14 protein-coding genes are annotated in these 16,790 nt (G+C 67.4%); 6 read left to right on the top strand and 8 right to left on the bottom strand.

The features are described 5' to 3' along the window. Window positions 1-36: 36 nt before the first annotated feature. Genes ACFWPK_RS15590 through ACFWPK_RS15580 form a run of 3 tightly spaced genes read right to left on the bottom strand, consistent with a single transcriptional unit; the run spans window position 37 to window position 2,087 of the window. Window positions 37-1,110, bottom strand: coding sequence for a DUF3068 domain-containing protein (locus tag ACFWPK_RS15590; RefSeq protein WP_378915945.1), 1,074 nt, complete (start codon window positions 1,108-1,110; stop codon window positions 37-39). After that, complete coding sequence (locus tag ACFWPK_RS15585; RefSeq protein WP_082844323.1) at window positions 1,107-1,277, bottom strand: DUF2613 domain-containing protein; 171 nt, start codon at window positions 1,275-1,277, stop codon at window positions 1,107-1,109. Before ACFWPK_RS15585 ends, ACFWPK_RS15590 begins: the two co-directional genes overlap by 4 nt. A 30-nt stretch (window positions 1,278-1,307) precedes the next feature. Beyond that, on the bottom strand, window positions 1,308-2,087 hold the full coding sequence (locus ACFWPK_RS15580) for a hypothetical protein (protein ID WP_378915943.1): 780 nt from the start codon (window positions 2,085-2,087) through the stop codon (window positions 1,308-1,310). 83 nt (window positions 2,088-2,170) lie between these two features. Between ACFWPK_RS15580 and ACFWPK_RS15575 the strand changes: the two genes are divergently transcribed. After that, the gene (locus ACFWPK_RS15575) at window positions 2,171-2,788 is read left to right on the top strand and encodes a TetR/AcrR family transcriptional regulator (RefSeq protein WP_378915942.1); all 618 of its coding nucleotides are present in this window, start codon (window positions 2,171-2,173) and stop codon (window positions 2,786-2,788) included. Between the two features lie 316 nt (window positions 2,789-3,104). Here the strand turns inward: ACFWPK_RS15575 and ACFWPK_RS15570 are convergent, their stop codons facing one another. The 5 genes from ACFWPK_RS15570 to ACFWPK_RS15550 all read right to left on the bottom strand — a co-directional run bounded on the left by ACFWPK_RS15570 (window position 3,105) and on the right by ACFWPK_RS15550 (window position 11,478). Beyond that, window positions 3,105-4,874, bottom strand: a complete 1,770-nt coding sequence (locus ACFWPK_RS15570) for a protein kinase (RefSeq protein WP_378915939.1) — start codon at window positions 4,872-4,874, stop codon at window positions 3,105-3,107. A 30-nt stretch (window positions 4,875-4,904) separates the two neighbouring features. Further along, window positions 4,905-7,739 carry a hypothetical protein gene (locus tag ACFWPK_RS15565; protein ID WP_378915937.1) on the bottom strand — a complete coding sequence of 945 codons (2,835 nt, stop codon included), beginning with the start codon at window positions 7,737-7,739 and terminating at the stop codon, window positions 4,905-4,907. Then, window positions 7,739-9,535, bottom strand: a complete 1,797-nt coding sequence (locus ACFWPK_RS15560; protein ID WP_378915935.1) for an HSP90 family protein — start codon at window positions 9,533-9,535, stop codon at window positions 7,739-7,741. The genes ACFWPK_RS15565 and ACFWPK_RS15560 overlap by 1 nt, the downstream gene beginning before the upstream one ends. An 88-nt stretch (window positions 9,536-9,623) precedes the next feature. After that, window positions 9,624-10,598 (bottom strand): hypothetical protein, encoded by a 975-nt coding sequence (locus ACFWPK_RS15555; RefSeq protein ID WP_378915933.1) that lies wholly within the window; start codon window positions 10,596-10,598, stop codon window positions 9,624-9,626. Between the two features lie 4 nt (window positions 10,599-10,602). Continuing rightward, the gene (locus ACFWPK_RS15550) at window positions 10,603-11,478 is read right to left on the bottom strand and encodes a 3-hydroxyacyl-CoA dehydrogenase family protein (protein ID WP_378915931.1); all 876 of its coding nucleotides are present in this window, start codon (window positions 11,476-11,478) and stop codon (window positions 10,603-10,605) included. Window positions 11,479-11,677: 199 nt separating this feature from the next. On the opposite strand from ACFWPK_RS15550, the gene ACFWPK_RS15545 reads away from it, so the two are divergent. The 5 genes from ACFWPK_RS15545 (at window position 11,678) to ACFWPK_RS15525 (ending at window position 16,699) form a co-directional block, all read left to right on the top strand. After that, complete coding sequence (locus tag ACFWPK_RS15545; RefSeq protein WP_378915928.1) at window positions 11,678-13,033, top strand: hypothetical protein; 1,356 nt, start codon at window positions 11,678-11,680, stop codon at window positions 13,031-13,033. Between the two features lie 107 nt (window positions 13,034-13,140). Beyond that, window positions 13,141-13,932, top strand: a complete 792-nt coding sequence (locus ACFWPK_RS15540) for a TIGR03084 family metal-binding protein (RefSeq protein ID WP_378915926.1) — start codon at window positions 13,141-13,143, stop codon at window positions 13,930-13,932. Window positions 13,933-14,266: 334 nt separating this feature from the next. Then, window positions 14,267-14,941: a hypothetical protein gene (locus tag ACFWPK_RS15535; RefSeq protein ID WP_378915923.1), complete on the top strand. Its 675-nt coding sequence runs from the start codon at window positions 14,267-14,269 to the stop codon at window positions 14,939-14,941. Next, on the top strand, window positions 14,938-16,155 hold the full coding sequence (gene lhgO / locus ACFWPK_RS15530; protein ID WP_378915921.1) for an L-2-hydroxyglutarate oxidase: 1,218 nt from the start codon (window positions 14,938-14,940) through the stop codon (window positions 16,153-16,155). Before ACFWPK_RS15535 ends, lhgO begins: the two co-directional genes overlap by 4 nt. Window positions 16,156-16,225: 70 nt before the next feature. Next, window positions 16,226-16,699, top strand: coding sequence for an SRPBCC family protein (locus tag ACFWPK_RS15525; RefSeq protein WP_378915919.1), 474 nt, complete (start codon window positions 16,226-16,228; stop codon window positions 16,697-16,699). Window positions 16,700-16,790: the final 91 nt, after the last annotated feature.

Here is a 16,790-nt window from a genome sequence, read left to right as displayed (position 1 = left end):
TGAGGACCGGGGGAGGCCGAGTTGTGGACAGGTGGCTTACAGGTTCGAGGAACGAATCCGCTCGGTCGGGGGATCGAACGGGCGGCCCGAGGTGGAGCCCGAGCTCAGGAATCCGAGGACCGCGCCGCCGATGAGGAACAGTGCGGCGAGGATGCCAAGGATGATCGGCAGGGTCTTGCCGAACAGGTCGAGCTTGTCGAGGCTCTCCTGGGTGATGGCGAGCTGGGCATTGATGGTCTCCTCGTCGAAGACGAGGTTCGACTTCAGCACGGAGACATCGACCTGGCCGGCGCTACGGCCGTAATACATGTGGATCTTCTCGCCACCCTTGAGGACCGCGCCGGTCCTCGGCTCCACCCACACGTCGCGGGTGTTGGTGTAGAAGCGGGTCATGGTGACCGGTTCGGTGCCCTCGAGGCCCCACTTGGCGGCGGGCAGGGCGAGCTGATACGAGGGGTGCTTGACGACATCCCACATGTTCGTCACCGGGATGTCCTGGCGGAAGTGGTAGACCGGAACGCCGTTGATCTCCGACTCCTCGATGAAATCGATGTCGTAGGTGGCGCGGGCGTTGAGGTCGAAGTACGGGTACGACTTCTTCTCGGTGCCGATCGGGAAGCGGTACTGCAGGCCGCGGCGCTGCTGCTCGGTGGCGATCGAGGCGCCCGTCTTGGGGTCCTGAGCCACGGCGATCGAACCGTTGGGCGAGGCGTCGATCGGCTCGCCGGTGATGCGGTCGATGGTGACGCGGTCGACCGAGGCGGTGAGCAGGCCTTCCTTGGGATCCAGATCGTCGCGAAGCAGGGTCTGGCCGGCCTGGATGGTCATCTCATCGGCGTCCGAGGGCTCTTCGACCGTCAGGAAGCGCTGCGAAACGAGCGGCACATTGGTTTTCACCGTGGCCGCGCCCTCAGTCGAGGTGAGCGACTTCGCGTCCAGCACAAGGCTTTCCTCGCCGGGCACGCTCTTGGCGATGGTGGTGACGCGCAGATCGAGCGGGGTCTTGCCGACCTTGCCGACCGTGTAGGTGGGGATCATGACAGCGGCCACGAGCAGCAGCGCGCCGAGACCGACGAGGATGCAGGCGATGAGCCTGCGTACGTTGCTCATCGCGAGCCGTACTGCACGTTGCCGAGCAGCGACGAGCCCGGGTCACCGGACTCCTCGGGCGCCGGGATCGAATTCTGTTGCGCGCCCGCGGTGATGCCGAGTACGGCAATCACCCCGATGACCGCGCCGGCCAGGCCGCTGACCAGGCCGGGGACGACAAACTTCATAGATCGAACTCCAATTGCGTGGTGCGAGACTCAGCCGACGGAGAAGAAACCGAGGGTCGGGGCGAACGAGCAGGTGCGGTCACCATCGGCGGTGGCCGTGGTGAGCGAACCGGTGATCACGGCAGCGACCCGGCCGGGACCGGTGTCGGCGATAGCGGTGAGGGTGGCCGGGCCGTCGGCGTTGATACCTGCCTCCGTGGTGAGCGGCTGGGTGCCGGTGCGGCGGTTGTCGAGATTGACCCACTGCACCGTCATCGGCGGATTCTGCACGACCGTAGCGGTTTTCGTGCCGAGCGCGGTGAAAACGAAGCCGGTCTGGCCCGCGGCCGGTCCGGGCGGCGGCAGCTCGGCGGGGCCGGGTACGGCCAGCGCGGTGCCGACGGAATCCGACGTCGGGCCGATGCAGCCCTTGCCGATGGTCGGGTACAGGAACTGCGCGATGCGCGGACCGTCCGAGGGCGGCAGTTCGGGACCGCCGCCGCCACTGCCGTCGAGGAAGGTGATGACCCTTTCGAGGGTGGACTTGACCTGCGCGGGGATGCCCGGCGTGGCCAGCAGCACGCGAGCCTGAGCCAGGATCGCGGCCTGTCCGCCGTCGGCGATGGGGCCGGGGGCGGAGATGGCGCCTACGATCGTCGGTGCCAGCGCGGCCAGCGTCCCGGAGGGGACGTTCTCCGCGATGGCGGGGACACTCGGTTGCGTCGCGGCGGACTGCGGGGCAGCCATCGACTGCGTGGGTGCCACGAGTGCCGCACCCGCCGCTAGTACGAGGGCGGACAATGCGGTCCGCGATGCTCGGGTGCTCAGCACTGGTCGGCCGTCCTTTGTTCGGTGGATAGATGAAGCGACCCGGAAAGGTCAGTGTTATCCCGGGTTTCAGATACTTTGGAGAGGTGACTACAGCGGACAGGCGGTATGGGGGTCGTACGGTCATCGCGCGAAAAGCCGAGCGCAGACTGCGATTCCTGGAAGCAGCGACGCGAATTTTCGCGGAACGCGGGTACGCCACGTGCTCGCTCGCCGAGGTGTGCGCGGCGGCGGGACTGTCCAAGCGGCAGTTCTACGAGGAGTTCGAGACCCGCGAAGACGTGCTGCTCGCGGCCTACGACCGGATCCAGGACGACGCGGCGGCCGCGGTGGGCACCGCGCTGATCGCGCTCGGCTCGACCGATCCGCAGCTCGCGCTGCGGGCCGGTTTCGGTGCGTACCTGGAGTCGCTCGGCTCCGACCCCTATCGCGCGCAGGTGGCGCTGATCGAGGTGGTCGGGGTGAGCGATCGGCTGGAGAACCATCGCCGGACCCGCAGGCACGCCTGGTCGGCACTGATCGAGGGGGGCTTGGAGCGGGTCGGCGTGCGGTTGCGCGGCGATGCCGAGCTGACCACCGGGTTGATCACGGGCGCGGTCAACGGCGTGGCGCACGAATGGCTGCTGCGCGAGGCGCGCCCGCCCGTCGACGAGCTGGTCGATCTGCTCACCGGCGCGGCCCTGGCGCTGGTCACTTTCGACTGACTTCAGGGCAGCCCTCATGAGGGTGGCAACCACGCTCACCTGCCGCCTGCTCAATCGACTCCCTTTCCGGACATTGTGAGACCGATCGGCTTCACAGTGTGGGCGAGAGTTTGACATATTAGTGACCCAGATCGCAATGCGAGAATTTCTGAGACCGGTGTCACCTGGGGGGATGCGGTGGTGGCGGTCGTTGCTCGGCACCCCGCGAACGGGCCGGTGCGGGTGATTGCTCCTGGACAAATGACCGGCTGCGCGCGCGTCGAGGCAACCGCCGGCAATCCGGCGGCAACCTGTTCCAGTTCGATCGAAGTGCATGTCAGCCTTTGCGCAGGGAGCCGGCGATGGTGCCACCGAGGTAGCCGGGAGTTCGATAGGCGAGCGTGCCGTCGGATCGCATGGTCACCGTCGAGGTGGCGCCTTGGTCGATGCATCCGGTCCCCGCGGTGAGCCTGGCGCGGAAGGTGAGCTGGTTGCTGGTGGCCTCGGTGAGGGTCTCCGCACGGTCGCAGCGGTCGCGGGAGAACGTGCCGGTGTTGGCGGAGGTGGCGAGTTCCTGACCGACGGCACCGGGGGAGATGGTGAGCTCGATGTCGAACTGGACGGGGCCGTCGTTGGCGCGGCCCTTCCACGTGCCGACGAACTCCGACGGGACGGTCGCGCTGGACGGAGCGACGGTGGTCGCGGCCGTGGTCGCGGCGTAGCCGGTGGTCGTGCCGGTTCCGACGAGAGTGCTTGTCGCAGTGGATTCCGTACCCAGTTGGGTGCCGATGAGGTAGGCACCGCCGGCCACCGCTACCGCGACCGTTGCGGATGCGGTGATCAGGAGGGTGCGGGTGCGCCGCGATGCGGTGGCATGCGGTGGCGCGGGCTGCGGGCGACCGGTGAACGCGTCGGTGGCGTTGTGCGCGACCACAAAGGGCGGCGGGGTGAATGTGTTACCCACCGCGGCTGAATTCTGTCCCGCGTTGGTGGCGAATTGCCGGGCTGCCTCGGTGGGGCCGGAGGTGAATCCACCGGACTGTCTATAGGGAGTCGGCGCCGATATACCGGTCGCGGTGGGCCAGTTCGGTCTCGAGGAGCCGGTCTGAGAGGTACGCGTCGGACTCGAGGTAGGCAGGTTCGGTGCCGAGATGGCTGTCGACCGGCCTGGTGCGGAGGTCGCGGCGGCGTCTGGATACGACGCACCGGGCGGGTCGGCGGGACCGGAATCCAGATCGAGTAGGCGGACGGCGGCGGTACTGATGTGTGCAACTACTTGTGGTGGTAGCCAACCGGCGCGTTCGGGGGCACCGATGCTCGTCAGTTCCGAGAGGACCTGTTGTGGTGTCGGTCTGGCGGCGGGGTCCTTGTCCAGGCAGGAGGAGACGAGCGGTCGCAGGGCCGCGGGGAGGGCCTCGATGCGGGGTTCCTCGTAGACGATGCGCCAGAGCATCTGCATGACCTCGGCGGTGCCGAAGGGGCCGTGGCCCGCGGCGGCGAAGGTGAGGACGCCGCCGAGGGCGAAGACATCGCAGGCGGGACTGAGGGTTTCGCCGCTCACCTGCTCGGGGCACATGAAACCCGGTGAGCCGAGGAACTTTCCGGTGGTGGTGAGCGCGGAATCCGCGATCACCCGGGCGATGCCGAAATCGATCACCTTGGGTCCGTCGATCGCGAGCATCACGTTCGACGGTTTCAGGTCGCGGTGCACGATGCCTGCCGCGTGCACCGCGACGAGCGCTTCGGCCAGCCCGTGCGCCAACGCCGACAGCGCGGGCTCACCGAACGGCCCGAACTGGGTCACCGCGTCCGTCAACGAGATCCCGGCGACGTAACCGGTGGCCAGCCACGGCGCCTCGGCATCGACATCGGCGTCGAGAACCGGTGCGGTGAAAGCACCGCCGACGCGCTGGGCGGCCGCGACCTCCCGGCGGAACCTCGCGCGAAACTCGGGATCGATCAGATCAGGGCGGATCACCTTCACCGCGACGGTGCGCCCACCCGGATTCCGGCCCAGATACACCTTGCCCATGCCCCCGGCACCGAGGACACCCAGCAGTCGGTAGTCGCCGATCCGCCGAGGATCGTTCGGGTGCAGCGGTTGCATCGCGGGTGGTTCCTTCGGATCAGGTGAGCATCAGGTGAGCTGAGCTCGGGTTTCGGCCAGTAGTTCCGACAGCATCGGTCTGGCCGCGTGATCGTCGGCCAGTTCGGCGACGGCCTCGGCGAGGATCTTCTCGGCTTCGGTGGGGCGGCTCAGCTCGATCAGGAGTACGGCGCGCTCGTAGTCGGCGCGGATGGCTTGGTCGGTGGCCTCGATGGCGCGGAAGCCGCGGGCAGCGGCGTCGGCGCGCGGGAGGGCGTCGGCGGGGCGTTGCGCACGACGCAGGATTCGGGCGGCGTTGTGGTTGTGCCTGGCGGTGTGCCAGGTGAGCAGTTCTGGATCCGGTTCCGTGGTCGCGAGCTGCGTGATCGCTTCGTCGGAGACCGAGATGGCCGCGACCGCGGCGGCGGAGTCGCCGGTCCAGTGCAGCGACAGCGCGGCGCTGTAGCGGCAGTAGGCGACGCGGATCGGGTCGCCGTGTTTCTCGGCGGCCTCGGCGGCCAGCACGTAGCGCTCGGCGGCCTCCGCATCGCGATCGAGTGTGTCGAGCAGATCGGCGGTCTCGACGAGCACGTAGGACTCGCCGACGAGATTGCCGGTGGCGCGGTCGGCTTCGATGATCTCGTCGAGGACGGTGAGTGCGGCTTCGTCCTCGTCGAGCTCGCGATGCAGGCCGACCAGCAGGAAGCGGCAGTTGCGGGCCTGCTCGTGGGCCCCGGCGCGCTCCAGCCCGGCGATGGCCTCTTCGGCCTGGTCGGCGGCGTCGAGGAATTGTCCGATGGCGTGGTAGGCGAGCGCCAGATCCCACTGCACGTACGGCACCTGCCCACTGTCCGCCGCGGTGCCGATCGCGATCGCGGTCAGCAGCTCGCTGACCGCCTCCTCATGCCTGGACAGGTGGATCAGGAGGGCGCCGCGCCGCGCGTGCACGACCAGCCGCAAGCTGTCGGGAAGGTCGGCGTCGACCAGTCGCACCGCCTCGTCGATCATCGCCAGTGCCGCGTCTGAATCGCCCGCGTCGCTGTGAATTCCGGAGAGGTACTGGGCCGCGTCGGCTACCCGCCACCCGCGACCGGCCCGGCGATACGCCGCGACCGCCGCCTGTCCGGCCGCCGCCGCCTCGGCGAGATCAGCGTTGTTCTGGTGCAGATACATTCGGTGCCGGGCGACATCCCCGAGCAGGCTGTCGTCGCCCGCTTCGGCGGCGTCGACCGCTACCCGGTCGAGCAACGTCGGCAGTTCGACGGCGTCCTCGTCCGACAACTCGCCCCGATCGAACAGTGCGAGCAGGCCGCCGGAAAGGCGCAGCGTCGCCACGGCTCTGGTGTGCGGTTCGGGCGAACTCGCCAGGTGCGACAGGGAATCTCGTAGCAGTCCAACAGCTTCCGTCGCGTCACCGTGCCTGCTGAACAGCAGGCCGAGACGACCCAGATCGGACTGGCGGCGATCTTCCTCGCCCGCCGTGGCGAAATACTCTGCGGCTTGACGCAATAGCGCTTCGGCGCGGGCCCGATCGGTTGTCTGTAAGGCGCCGCCTGCCATGACGGAGGCGCGTCGACCCGCCAGACTCGGATCGGTCGGCTCCGGCTCGGCCGCCAGCCGCTGTGCCAGGGCACGCAGCTCGGCGAGGGCGTGGTGCTTGTTCGCGTGCTCGGCGCGTTCGATCAGTTCGATGGTGGTGAGCTCGGGGATCTCGACGGTCGCCGCCGCCGGGCTCGGCTCGACCGGCATCCGGTGCGCGGTGGCCGCGGACAACGGCAGGTAGTCGACGATCGGCGTGCTCGCCAGCTTCGCGTTGACCAGCGCGGTCTGGTGATCGGTGCCGTTGCGACGGTCGAAGCGGGCGGCGATGGCGAGTGCTTCGTCGGTCAGTTCGAGTTGCATCGCGCGCGCGGTCGATTCGACGGCGGGGCGGTCGGCGTTGGCCGGGCGGCGCAGCGTGGTGTCGCCGTGGCCTGTGTCGACGAGGGTGCGCAGCAGCAGGGCCGCGGAGGCGAGGAAGGTGAGCGCGTCTTTCGGGCTCGGCGCGCGATCGAGCCAGGAGAAGTGGCGATCGAGCAGTTCGAGGCCGCGCACCTGATTGCCGGACAGCGCGCAGAACTCGAGGTGATCGCCGATCGCGGCGAGGTCCTGGGGTTTGGTGCGCAGCAGACGGTAGGAGCGGCGATGCGCGGTGCGCGCCTGGTCGAGTTGTCCGGTGCGCAGGTAGGGCAGCAGCAGTTCGGTCAGGATGAGCTGCGGTTGCTCGGAACAGCCGAGTTCACCGGCGAGGACCGGTGCGGCCAGCTCGACGGCTTCGGCGTCGCGGCCCTGGCTCGCGAGCCAGGAGACGCGGTTGGTCGGGTCGCAGCCCTCGCAGTCGGAATTCTCGTCGCGCGGTGTGGTGCACCATCTTTCGTACCACTCGGCCGCCGCGGCGAGATCGCCGACGTGTTCGGCCACGCGGTGCCTGCGGCCGTAGACCGCGTTCAGGCTCTGGCCCTCGACCCGGTAGCGCCGTTCCATCTGATCGAGGGCGGCCAGCGCCCGATCCTTCGGCACCTCGGGGAATTTCGTCATCGCGCCCACCGCGGTCTTGAACTTCCACCGCAGCGACGGCGCCACCCACGATTCATGAGCGCCGGGGTCGCGATCGTATTCGGCCAGGCAGCGAGCGAACGGGACGAACAACTTGGCCGGGCTCATCCCGTGGCCGTACGCGTCGACCATCGCCATGCGAACGTGGAACGCGAGCGTGCTGTGGGCGCCTGCCTCGGCATGGCGCAGAACCTGTTCCAGCAGTGCGTCTTTGGCGTCGCCGTAGGGCATGTCGTATGCCTGGAACAGCAGCCTTTGTAGGTCGTCGGGGGTGTTGGCGGCTTCCGACATCAGAGCTCTCCCCGTGGATCGTGAACCGCCCAGTCGAGCAACCCGACGAATGATTTGTTCAGCAGCGCGGTATCGACCGGCCGCATCGGATGCTGACCGAGCAGCAGCGCCTGGCTGTAGAGAGCCTCGACCGCCGTCGTCACCAAGCGGGCATCGGCGAGCCCGGTGATGCGGCGTACCAGCGGATTCCGGTAGTTGAGCACCAGCTGCGGACGGTCGCCCGCCTGGTCGGTGTCGAAGGCGCCGAGTACATCAGCCCACAGTTCGTCGGCGACCTCGCGGGTGGCGCGCAGTTCGGCGCGGTGCTGGGCGTCGCGGTCGAGCAGATACAGCGCGGCCAGCGACGGCGGATCGAAAGTGCGCAGCACGACCTCGCATTCCAGGCGGTCGAGCACGCGCTGGGCGGTGGTCAGGAAGGGGCGGAGCGCGAGCTCGGTGGCCGGATCGACGAGGTCGAAATGGGTGGCGAGTTCGGCGGGATCCAGACGGAGCACGCGGATTTCGGGATCGATCGCGGGCAGGCGCTCGAGAATGTCGGTGATGTAGGAGTAGCCGCCGTTCACCAGGCCGATGCCCGCGGCGCTCGCCACCGCGGCGAGCTGGCGGAACTCCTCCACCGACGGGGTGTAGCGGACGGCACCGAAGCGGCGGCGGAATTCGGCGAGCGGGATCTGGCCCGCGTTGGTCTCCACCGGCAGCCAGCGGTCGACCAGGCGCAGCATGTCGTCGTCGTGCAGGGCGAGTGCCTTCACGCCGAGGTCGTGGATGCGCAGGAAGCGGTGCAGCGCGGCGGGATCGGAGGTGGAAAGTTCCACCAGCCAGTCCCTGATCCGGTTGCCGAGCGCTTCCCTTGTGCTCTCCAGCAGGTCGTCTTCGTAGAGGGCTTCGCGGCTCGCGGTGGGGCGCAGCTCGGTGGTGTCGACCACGCAGCGGACGAAGAATGCCCAGTCGGGCAGCAGCCCGGTGACGCTCTCCGCCAGCAGCATTCGCTTGAGGTAGACGCGGTGCCCGGCCTTGGCCGCGGGGTTGACCGGTTGCGGGAGCACGAAAGCCACACCGGTGACGCCGGATTCGGCGCAGGCGAGGTCGAAGGTCGCGAACGGGGTGAAGCCGAAGGTGTCCTCCGCGTACGCGGCAAGCGCGTTCGTGCGGTCCGAAGGAGTGGGATGGGTCGCGCGCCACGGTACTTCGGGCTCGGTGATCGACTGGCCGTCGACGGTGACCTCGAAAGGCAGCAGGCTGCCGAACAGCCGGGCCAGCTCGACCACGGTCGTCGGGGTGAGCCACTGCTCGGCGCCGCGGCGGGGCGCGAGGATCACGGTGGTGCCTGGTTCGTCGCGTTCCTGTGCGGCAGGCTCCACGCGGTAGCGGCCGTCGGCGAAACCGGTCCAGCGCACCGTCGGACCGCCGCGCGCCGATCGGGTGAGAACCTGGGCCTCGTCGGCGACCAGGAAGCACGACAGCAGGCCGATACCGAACTGGCCGAGGAACTCGTGCCGGGCGAAACCGAGGTCGTCGCGCTTGCCGCTGCGGCCGATCGTGGCGAGGAAGGTGTGCACCTCGGCCTCGGTCAGGCCGACACCGCTGTCGTGGACGCGGATGGTGCCGTCACCGGTGCTCGCGGGCGTCTCGATCCGCACCTGCGCACGAGCCTGCGGGTCGATGGCGCGGCGCGCGGTGATGGCGTCGACCGCGTTCTGCAGCAACTCGCGAACGTAGACCCGTGGACTGCCGTACAGGTGATGGCTCAACAGATCGACGATGCCGCGTAAGTCGACCTGGAATACCTGCTCCACCGGGTTCCCTCCCAATAACGCTGACCATCTGCTCGGTCACTGTAACTGGATCTCCGGCGGCGGGCGCCGCAGTTCTCGGACGCTTGACTCAGAGACCGAACGAGCGGTTCGCAGTCAGTAGAGGCGGCGGGTGATTTCGGTGCGGTTCATGACGGAACCGCGGCGCTACAGGTCGGCCAGCGCGAGGCCGGTGAGCGGGCTGCCGATCCGGACCAGGTCGGTATCGGTACCGGTGCCGACATCTACCAGGCGGATCGTGCCGCCGAGATCGCTCACATAGAAGCGGGAAGCGAAACCCGGTGACCCCGATCGCCTCGTGGTAGCCGGTGGAGATGATCGTCGGGGTTCCGACCTCCGGCTGGACCTGAGCTTCGTACAGCGCGTTGCCGTGGGGCGCGGCGCCACGGTCGGTCCAGACGAGAACGCCGACACCGTGGAGTTCGACATCGATCGGCTCCGGCAGATTCTCCCAGAGCAGTTCGATATCGGTGCGGGCGGCGGGATCCGCGCCGGGTGGCAGATCCATGGGAACGCGGAAGATCCGGCCGTCGCCGGCTTTGGCCGCGCCCTTCTGGGTCCAGTAGAGCAGGCGGCGGTCGAGGTCGAGGCAGATGCCGACGCACCAGTTGCGTTCGACATCGGCATCGATATCGCCGTGGCCGGTCACCACGAGGGCGTGCAGGTCGTCACCGTTCAGGTCACAGGTGAGGATCTGCATGCCCTCGCGATCACACCAATACAGCCTTCCCCCTTCGCAATCGGCGGTGAGCTGCTTGCCGGTGGTGAAGGCGCCGATCGGGACGATCGTGGTGCGGTTGCCGCCGTCGAGGTCGACCCGTTCGATGGAACCGTTGCGGGAGAAGAACTCCGGCTCGGCGCCACGCTGGGGACGCGCGTCGGGTGTGCCCATATTGGTCCAATAGATATGGCCACGCAGCTTGTCGACGACGACACCGGCGGGACACCGATCGAGACCGCCGACAACGGTGCGCACCTGCTTGCCGTCGAGCGAAACAGCGTGCATCACACCGGCTTCGAGATCCAATGCCACTATTTCGGTCATGGGCTCAGCCCTGATTCGGCTTCGGGTAGTCGTCATAGAATCCCGCGCCGGTCTTCACCCCGAGCTTGCCCGCGTCGACATATTTCTTCAGCAGCTCGACCGGGCCCTTCGGCAGGTTCGGGTTCTCCTGGTCGTAGTGCTGCTCGATATCGAGCACCACGTCCAGACCCACCTGGTCCATCATCCGGAACGGACCCGCCGCGGTGCCGAAATTCCGCGAGAACATCTCATCGACGTCCGACGGTGTCGACACACCTTCGTAGACCACCTCGAGCGACTCGCGCTTGATGGCGGCCCAGATGCGGTTGAAGATGAATCCGGTCGACTCCTTGCGCACCAGGAACGGGTGCAGGCCGTACTCCGGGAAGGTCTTCAGGACGAAGTCGAGGGTTTCCTGGGACGTGTTGCCGTCCGACATCACGTCGAGCACCGTCGACTGCGGCGGCATGTAGAAGTGGGTGTTGAGCATCCGGTCGCTGGTTTTCAGGCCCTCGGTGAACAACCGGCTCGCGTACGACGACGAGTTCGAGGCGACGATCGCATCGGCATCGGTGTCGTCGTCGAGCTGGGCGAAGACCTTCTTCTTCAGATCGAGGACCTCCGGTACCGCCTCGACCACCAGCCACGCGCCCTTCACGCCGATGGCCTGGTCGGGCACGTACTCGGCGGTGCCCGATTTGCCGTTCGGCACCGTGGCCGCCACATCGGGTAGCTGATTCTCCACGAAGGCCACGGCCGCGTTGCCGACCTCACCGTTGGGATCGATGATGCGGACCTCGCCACCACGGGTGGCGAACATCAGCGCGATCCGTCTGCCCAACGTGCCACCGCCGATCACAGCGACCGGACGCTCGAAATGATTCTTCGGAACAATGCTCACAGCGACTCCCTTTGCACAGGCGACGGGGAAGAATTCGGTGACGCATACGACAGCCTTGCCAGCGTAGCGCCGACGGCCGATCACCAGGCCCTCGGACGCCCCGACTTGCGTTGACACCCCATCACGACCGGGCAGAATATGGTTGCCTTATCCTCACGTTCTGCACATTTTTCGCGCGTCAGCACTAGGGGGCTCCTCGATGACCACACTGGCCTCCGGACTGTTCATCGACTGGGAAGATCTGACGGGGCAGTCGAAATTCGTCGTCGAGCTGGTCAGTTTTCCGATCTTCAGCGCGCTCGCAGGCTGGCTCACCAACTGGACCGGCGTGCTGATGCTGTTCTGGCCGCTGTACTTCAAGGGCTTCCGGGTCCCGCTGCTGCATGTGCTGTATCCCTATCTACCGCGGCGCGTCCAGGTGCTGCCGACGTTCTCCGGCGACGGGCGCATGCTCGGCTTCCAGGGCTTCATCCCGGCCCGCGCGGAGAAGATGGCCAGCATCTGCGTGGACAAGGCACTGATGCGGATCGGCAGCCCGCGCGATTTCATCCACGAACTCGACCTCGACGGGATCGGCGACTACCTCGCCGAACGGGCGCGCGATCAGGTGCAGCCGATCGTCGACGAGATCATGTACCGGGAAAACCCCGACCTGTGGCGCTCGCTGCCCCGACAGGTGAAACAGGCCATCTACCAGCGGGTGGACCGGAACCTGCCCGCGCTGTGCCGGCGCGCGTTCGAGAGCCTGGGCGACAATATCGACCAGCTGCTCGATGTGAAGAACTTCGTGATCAGGTACCTGGAGAAGAACCCGGCCATCCTCAAGGACCTGACCACCACCATCGCCGCACCCGAGCTCAAGTTCATGGCGCGGATCGGTCTGCTCGGTGCGCCGTTCGGCCTGATCCTGGCGCTGTACCTGCACGTGCACTCGCAGATTCCCTACTTCGGCGCGATTCCGGCGTGGGTGATCGTGCTGTTCTCCTCGGCGATGATCGGTGTGACGGTGAACGTCATCGCGATCAAGATGGTGTTCGAACCCGGCGACCCGCAGCCGCGCTACAAGTACCTGTGGCGTCAGGCACTGCTGGCCAAGCGCCAGCCCCAGGCCGCCACCGACCTCGCCCACATCCTGGCCTACCAGGTGCTGACCGTGGAGAACCTGTCCAACGAGCTCCTGGAAGGGCCGAACGGAGACAAGACCCGCCAGCTCATCGAACGGGTGGTGTCGGAGGAGATCCACAAGCAGCTCGGTGCGACCGCGTTCATGGTGCGAGCCGCGATGGGCAAGAAGCAGTTCGAGAATCTGGCGGTCTCGGGCGCAGGCGCCGGGCTGGTTTCGGCGCGCACGATGATCGAAGACCAGCAGTTCGTGCTGGAACAGGCGAAGAAGATCGACGACTTCGCCGCGCGCAAGCTGCGGACGCTGACGCCCGGCGAGTTCATGGAGATGTTCTACGCGTCGGTCGAACAGGACGCGTGGCTGCTGTATCTGCACGGTGGGGCGCTGGGTATCGGTGTCGGCGCACTCCACCTCCTGACCTTCGGCTGGTAGTTTTCGAATAACAAGCACGCGTGCTTGCATTTTTTCACGGTCGCTGCGACTCTTGGTGACGACGGCGCACCGGCACCGGGTCGCGCCATGATCGGCAAGGGAACTCCATGGCTGACCTCGCAGCGCTGCTCGACGATTACGCCGCCGAATGCGCGGATCTGGAAAACCTGGTCGCACCGCTGGCCCCCGAGCAGTGGAAGACACCGACACCCGCGCCACGCTGGGATATCGCCACCCAGATCGCCCACCTGACCTGGACCGACGAGGTATCGGTGATCGCCGCGACCGACGGCGAGGCCTTCGCCGCGTTCCTCGCCGAGGCCGCGTCGCGGGCATTCACCCTCGTCGACGAAGGCGCCGAGGAACTCGCGCAGACCCCGCCCGCCGACCTGCTGGTCCGCTGGCGCACCGGCCGCGATCAGCTCATCGCCGCACTGGCCGCCGTCCCCGCAGGCACCAAACTGCCGTGGTTCGGCCCGCCGATGAGCGCCGCGTCGATGATCTCGGCCCGCATCATGGAAACCTGGGCCCACGGCCAGGACGTCGCCGACGCACTCGGCGCTACCCGCGTCCCCACGGCCCGCCTGCGCACCGTCGCCCACATCAGCGTCCGCGCGCGCAACTACGCCTACCTGGTCAACGGCGAATCCGGCCCCGCCGAAGAATTCCGCGTCGAACTGACCGCCCCCGACGGCACCCTCTGGACCTGGGGCCCCGAAGACGCCCCCCAGCGCGTCACCGGCCCCGCCATCGACTTCTGCCTGGTAGCCACCCAACGCCGCCACCGCGAAGACACCGCCCTGACAACCACGGGCCCCGACGCCGACCACTGGCTCGGCATCGCCCAAGCCTTCGCAGGTCCCCCCGGATCAGGCCGCACCGCAGGCCAGTTCGCCTGAAGTCGGGATACGAACAGGCGAGCGTCAGTCTCAGAGCGCCATTCGTGCCGACTGCCCCGGACTTCGTTGGCCGGGGTTGACCGCCGTGGCAGTCGTGAATGACGCTCGCCTGCTCTCTTCAGTTACCCGTTGGGCGGTGTGAGAAACACTTGCCCATGCGAAAACCCGCCCCGACTAGGAGTGATACGGCTTCGTTTCGGATGTGGCTCTGATCTCACAGCAGTGGGGCGGTTACTGTGCGGCCCACCACGTAACGTGGAAACAGCACGTGGCTTTCAACGATGCGGGCCCGTTCAACTCGGGTATACCCACAGCCACAGGAGGGAACCGCATCGTGACGCCACATCGACCTGCTCAGATCGTGCGCCTGTCCGCGATCGTCTTCTCCGGCGCCGCCAGCCTCTGCCTCACCGTGGGCGCGGGCGCCTACATCGTCAATCACATGCCGCCGCCCGCGCGGGAGTACGCGGCCCCGGTCCCGACGCCGAACCCCAACCACCACCGGCCCTTCTCGGTCGAGGACTCCGCACCACGCGAATACGGCGTCGAGCTGGCCATGTCCGTCGGGCCGACGCTGGCCACCGAGCGCTCGGTACCCGCCGCCACGCGCACGCCGGTCACCGCGCTGCAATCCGGAGTCGGTGCGCGACCGAACAATTCGCCGCTGACCGGGCGGGTGGGAATCGGCGGCACCTATGTCGGCGCGCAGGTGGCACCGCCGCGCAACGAAGGCTTGGCGTTCACCGTCGACACGAACCTGGTGACGGTGGCGGCGAAATACCTCGGCCTGACCGTGGATCCGGCCGCGGTGACCGCACTGCACACCGAATTCGACGCGCGCCGTGGCGAATTGGTGTTCGTGCTGTCCGACCCCGGCCTCGGCAGCCACACGCTGCGGGTCGAGGGAACACCGTCGGACACCGAGGCCGCGACACCAGTCGAGGGCGACGGTGCAGCCGAGGAACCGCGGGCGTCCACCGAGGAACCGGCGACTACCGTCTACGTGTGACTCCTCGCGGCACCTCGAGCGGTGCGTACGACTTCTGTGTGGTCGGCGGCGGCATCGTCGGCGTGGCCACCGCGCATCGGCTGCTGACCGAGCATCCCGGGGCGAGCCTGGTTCTCATCGAGAAGGAAGCTTCGCTCGGCGCGCATCAGACCGGGCACAACAGCGGCGTCATCCACTCCGGGATCTATTACCCCCCGGACAGCCTGAAGGCACGGCTGTGCCGGGCCGGTGCGCAGTGGACGAAGGAATTCGCCGCGGCCCATGACATTCCGTTCCGCGAATGCGGAAAGTTGCTGGTAGCCACCGATTCCGCCGAACACGAGCGGATGCTCGCGCTCTACGAGCGCTCGATCGCCAACGGCGTGGAGGTCGAGGCTATCGACGCGGCCGAGCTGCGGCGCCGCGAACCCCGGATCGCCGGCGTCGGAGCGCTGTTCGTGCCCGCCACCGGCATCATCGACTACACGAAGATCACCGCCGCGCTCGCGGCTCAGGTCGAGGCGATGGGCGGAGAGATCCTGCTCGGCACCGCCGTCGACGCGATCACCGAGAACGTCTCAGCTGTCACGGTTTCGGGCCAGAGCGGCTCGGTCACCGCGGGCACGCTGATCGTCTGCGCGGGTTTGCAAGCCGACCGGATGGCACGAAAGGCAGGGATAGACACCGACTTTCGCATCGTGCCGTTCCGTGGCGAGTACTACCGGCTCCCCGCCGAGCGATCGGATCTGGTGCGCACGCTGATCTATCCGGTGCCCGACCCCGCGCTGCCGTTCCTCGGCGTTCACCTCAGTCCCACCATCGACGGCGAACTCACCGTTGGCCCGAACGCGGTGCTCGGACTGTCGAGGGAGGGCTACCGCAAGGGCAGCGTGAACCGGCGCGACGCCATCGACGTGCTGAGCTTCGCCGGCGTGCGCCGGGTGGCCCGCGACCACCTCGCCACCGGAGTGCGCGAGCTCCGCAATTCGGTGTTCAAGCGCGGCTACCTCGCCGAATGCCGCAAATATTGCCCCGAACTCACCACCGGCGATCTGCTCGGGCACCGCGCGGGGATCAGGGCACAGGCGGTGCTGCGCGACGGGACGCTGGTGCACGATTTTCTCATCGAACGCACGCCGCGCTCGATCCACGTGCTCAACGCGCCTTCCCCGGCCGCCACGTCGGCGATGCCGATCGCGAAATACCTGGTCGAACAACTCAATTCCGCCAAATAAATAGGAGATTTGTAGTACTTTTAGCTCCTGTACGCGTTGGGTGAGAACCCATCCGGATCAGGGAGGGCCGATGGGCCACATCAGATTTGCGTGTGACGTCGGCGCACCGGTCGACGCTGCCTTCGCCTACGCCGAGGATTTCCGTCACGGGCCGCAGTGGATGTTCGGCGTCACCGGCGTCGAGTCGCTCGGCGAACCGGATCAGGGGTTGGGCGCCGCGTTCGCGGTAAAAGTCCGGTTGTTCGGGGTGATTCCGCTGCGATCATCGGTGGAGATCACCGAATACCGGCGCAATGCCGTGATCGGGTATACCCTGCGTGGGCGGGTATACGGAACCGTTACCCTGCGCTTCGATCCACTCGGCTACGAACGGTCTGTCCTGACCTCCGAAGCCGACTATCCACCACCACGCGGCATGTTCGGCCGCCTGTGCCACGGCCTCGTCGACGCGGCCGCGAAATCGGCACTGCGCCGAACGGAATCGCGGTTGCGAAGGGAGATAGAGGCATTCCACGGTACCGATCTTGTCGGCCGCATCGCCTAGATGATTGATTCCAAGGGGATGCGGCACCGATGGCAGTGCCGCGTTGGTTGCCGCAGCGGTGCGTGAGTGATCGCGCCGATGTGAGACTGCT

This window comes from Nocardia sp. NPDC058519, assembly GCF_042719755.1.
Classification (GTDB): domain Bacteria; phylum Actinomycetota; class Actinomycetes; order Mycobacteriales; family Mycobacteriaceae; genus Nocardia.
Note: the sequence above shows the minus strand (reverse complement) of the source record. Positions and strands in the feature narration are given on the sequence as shown.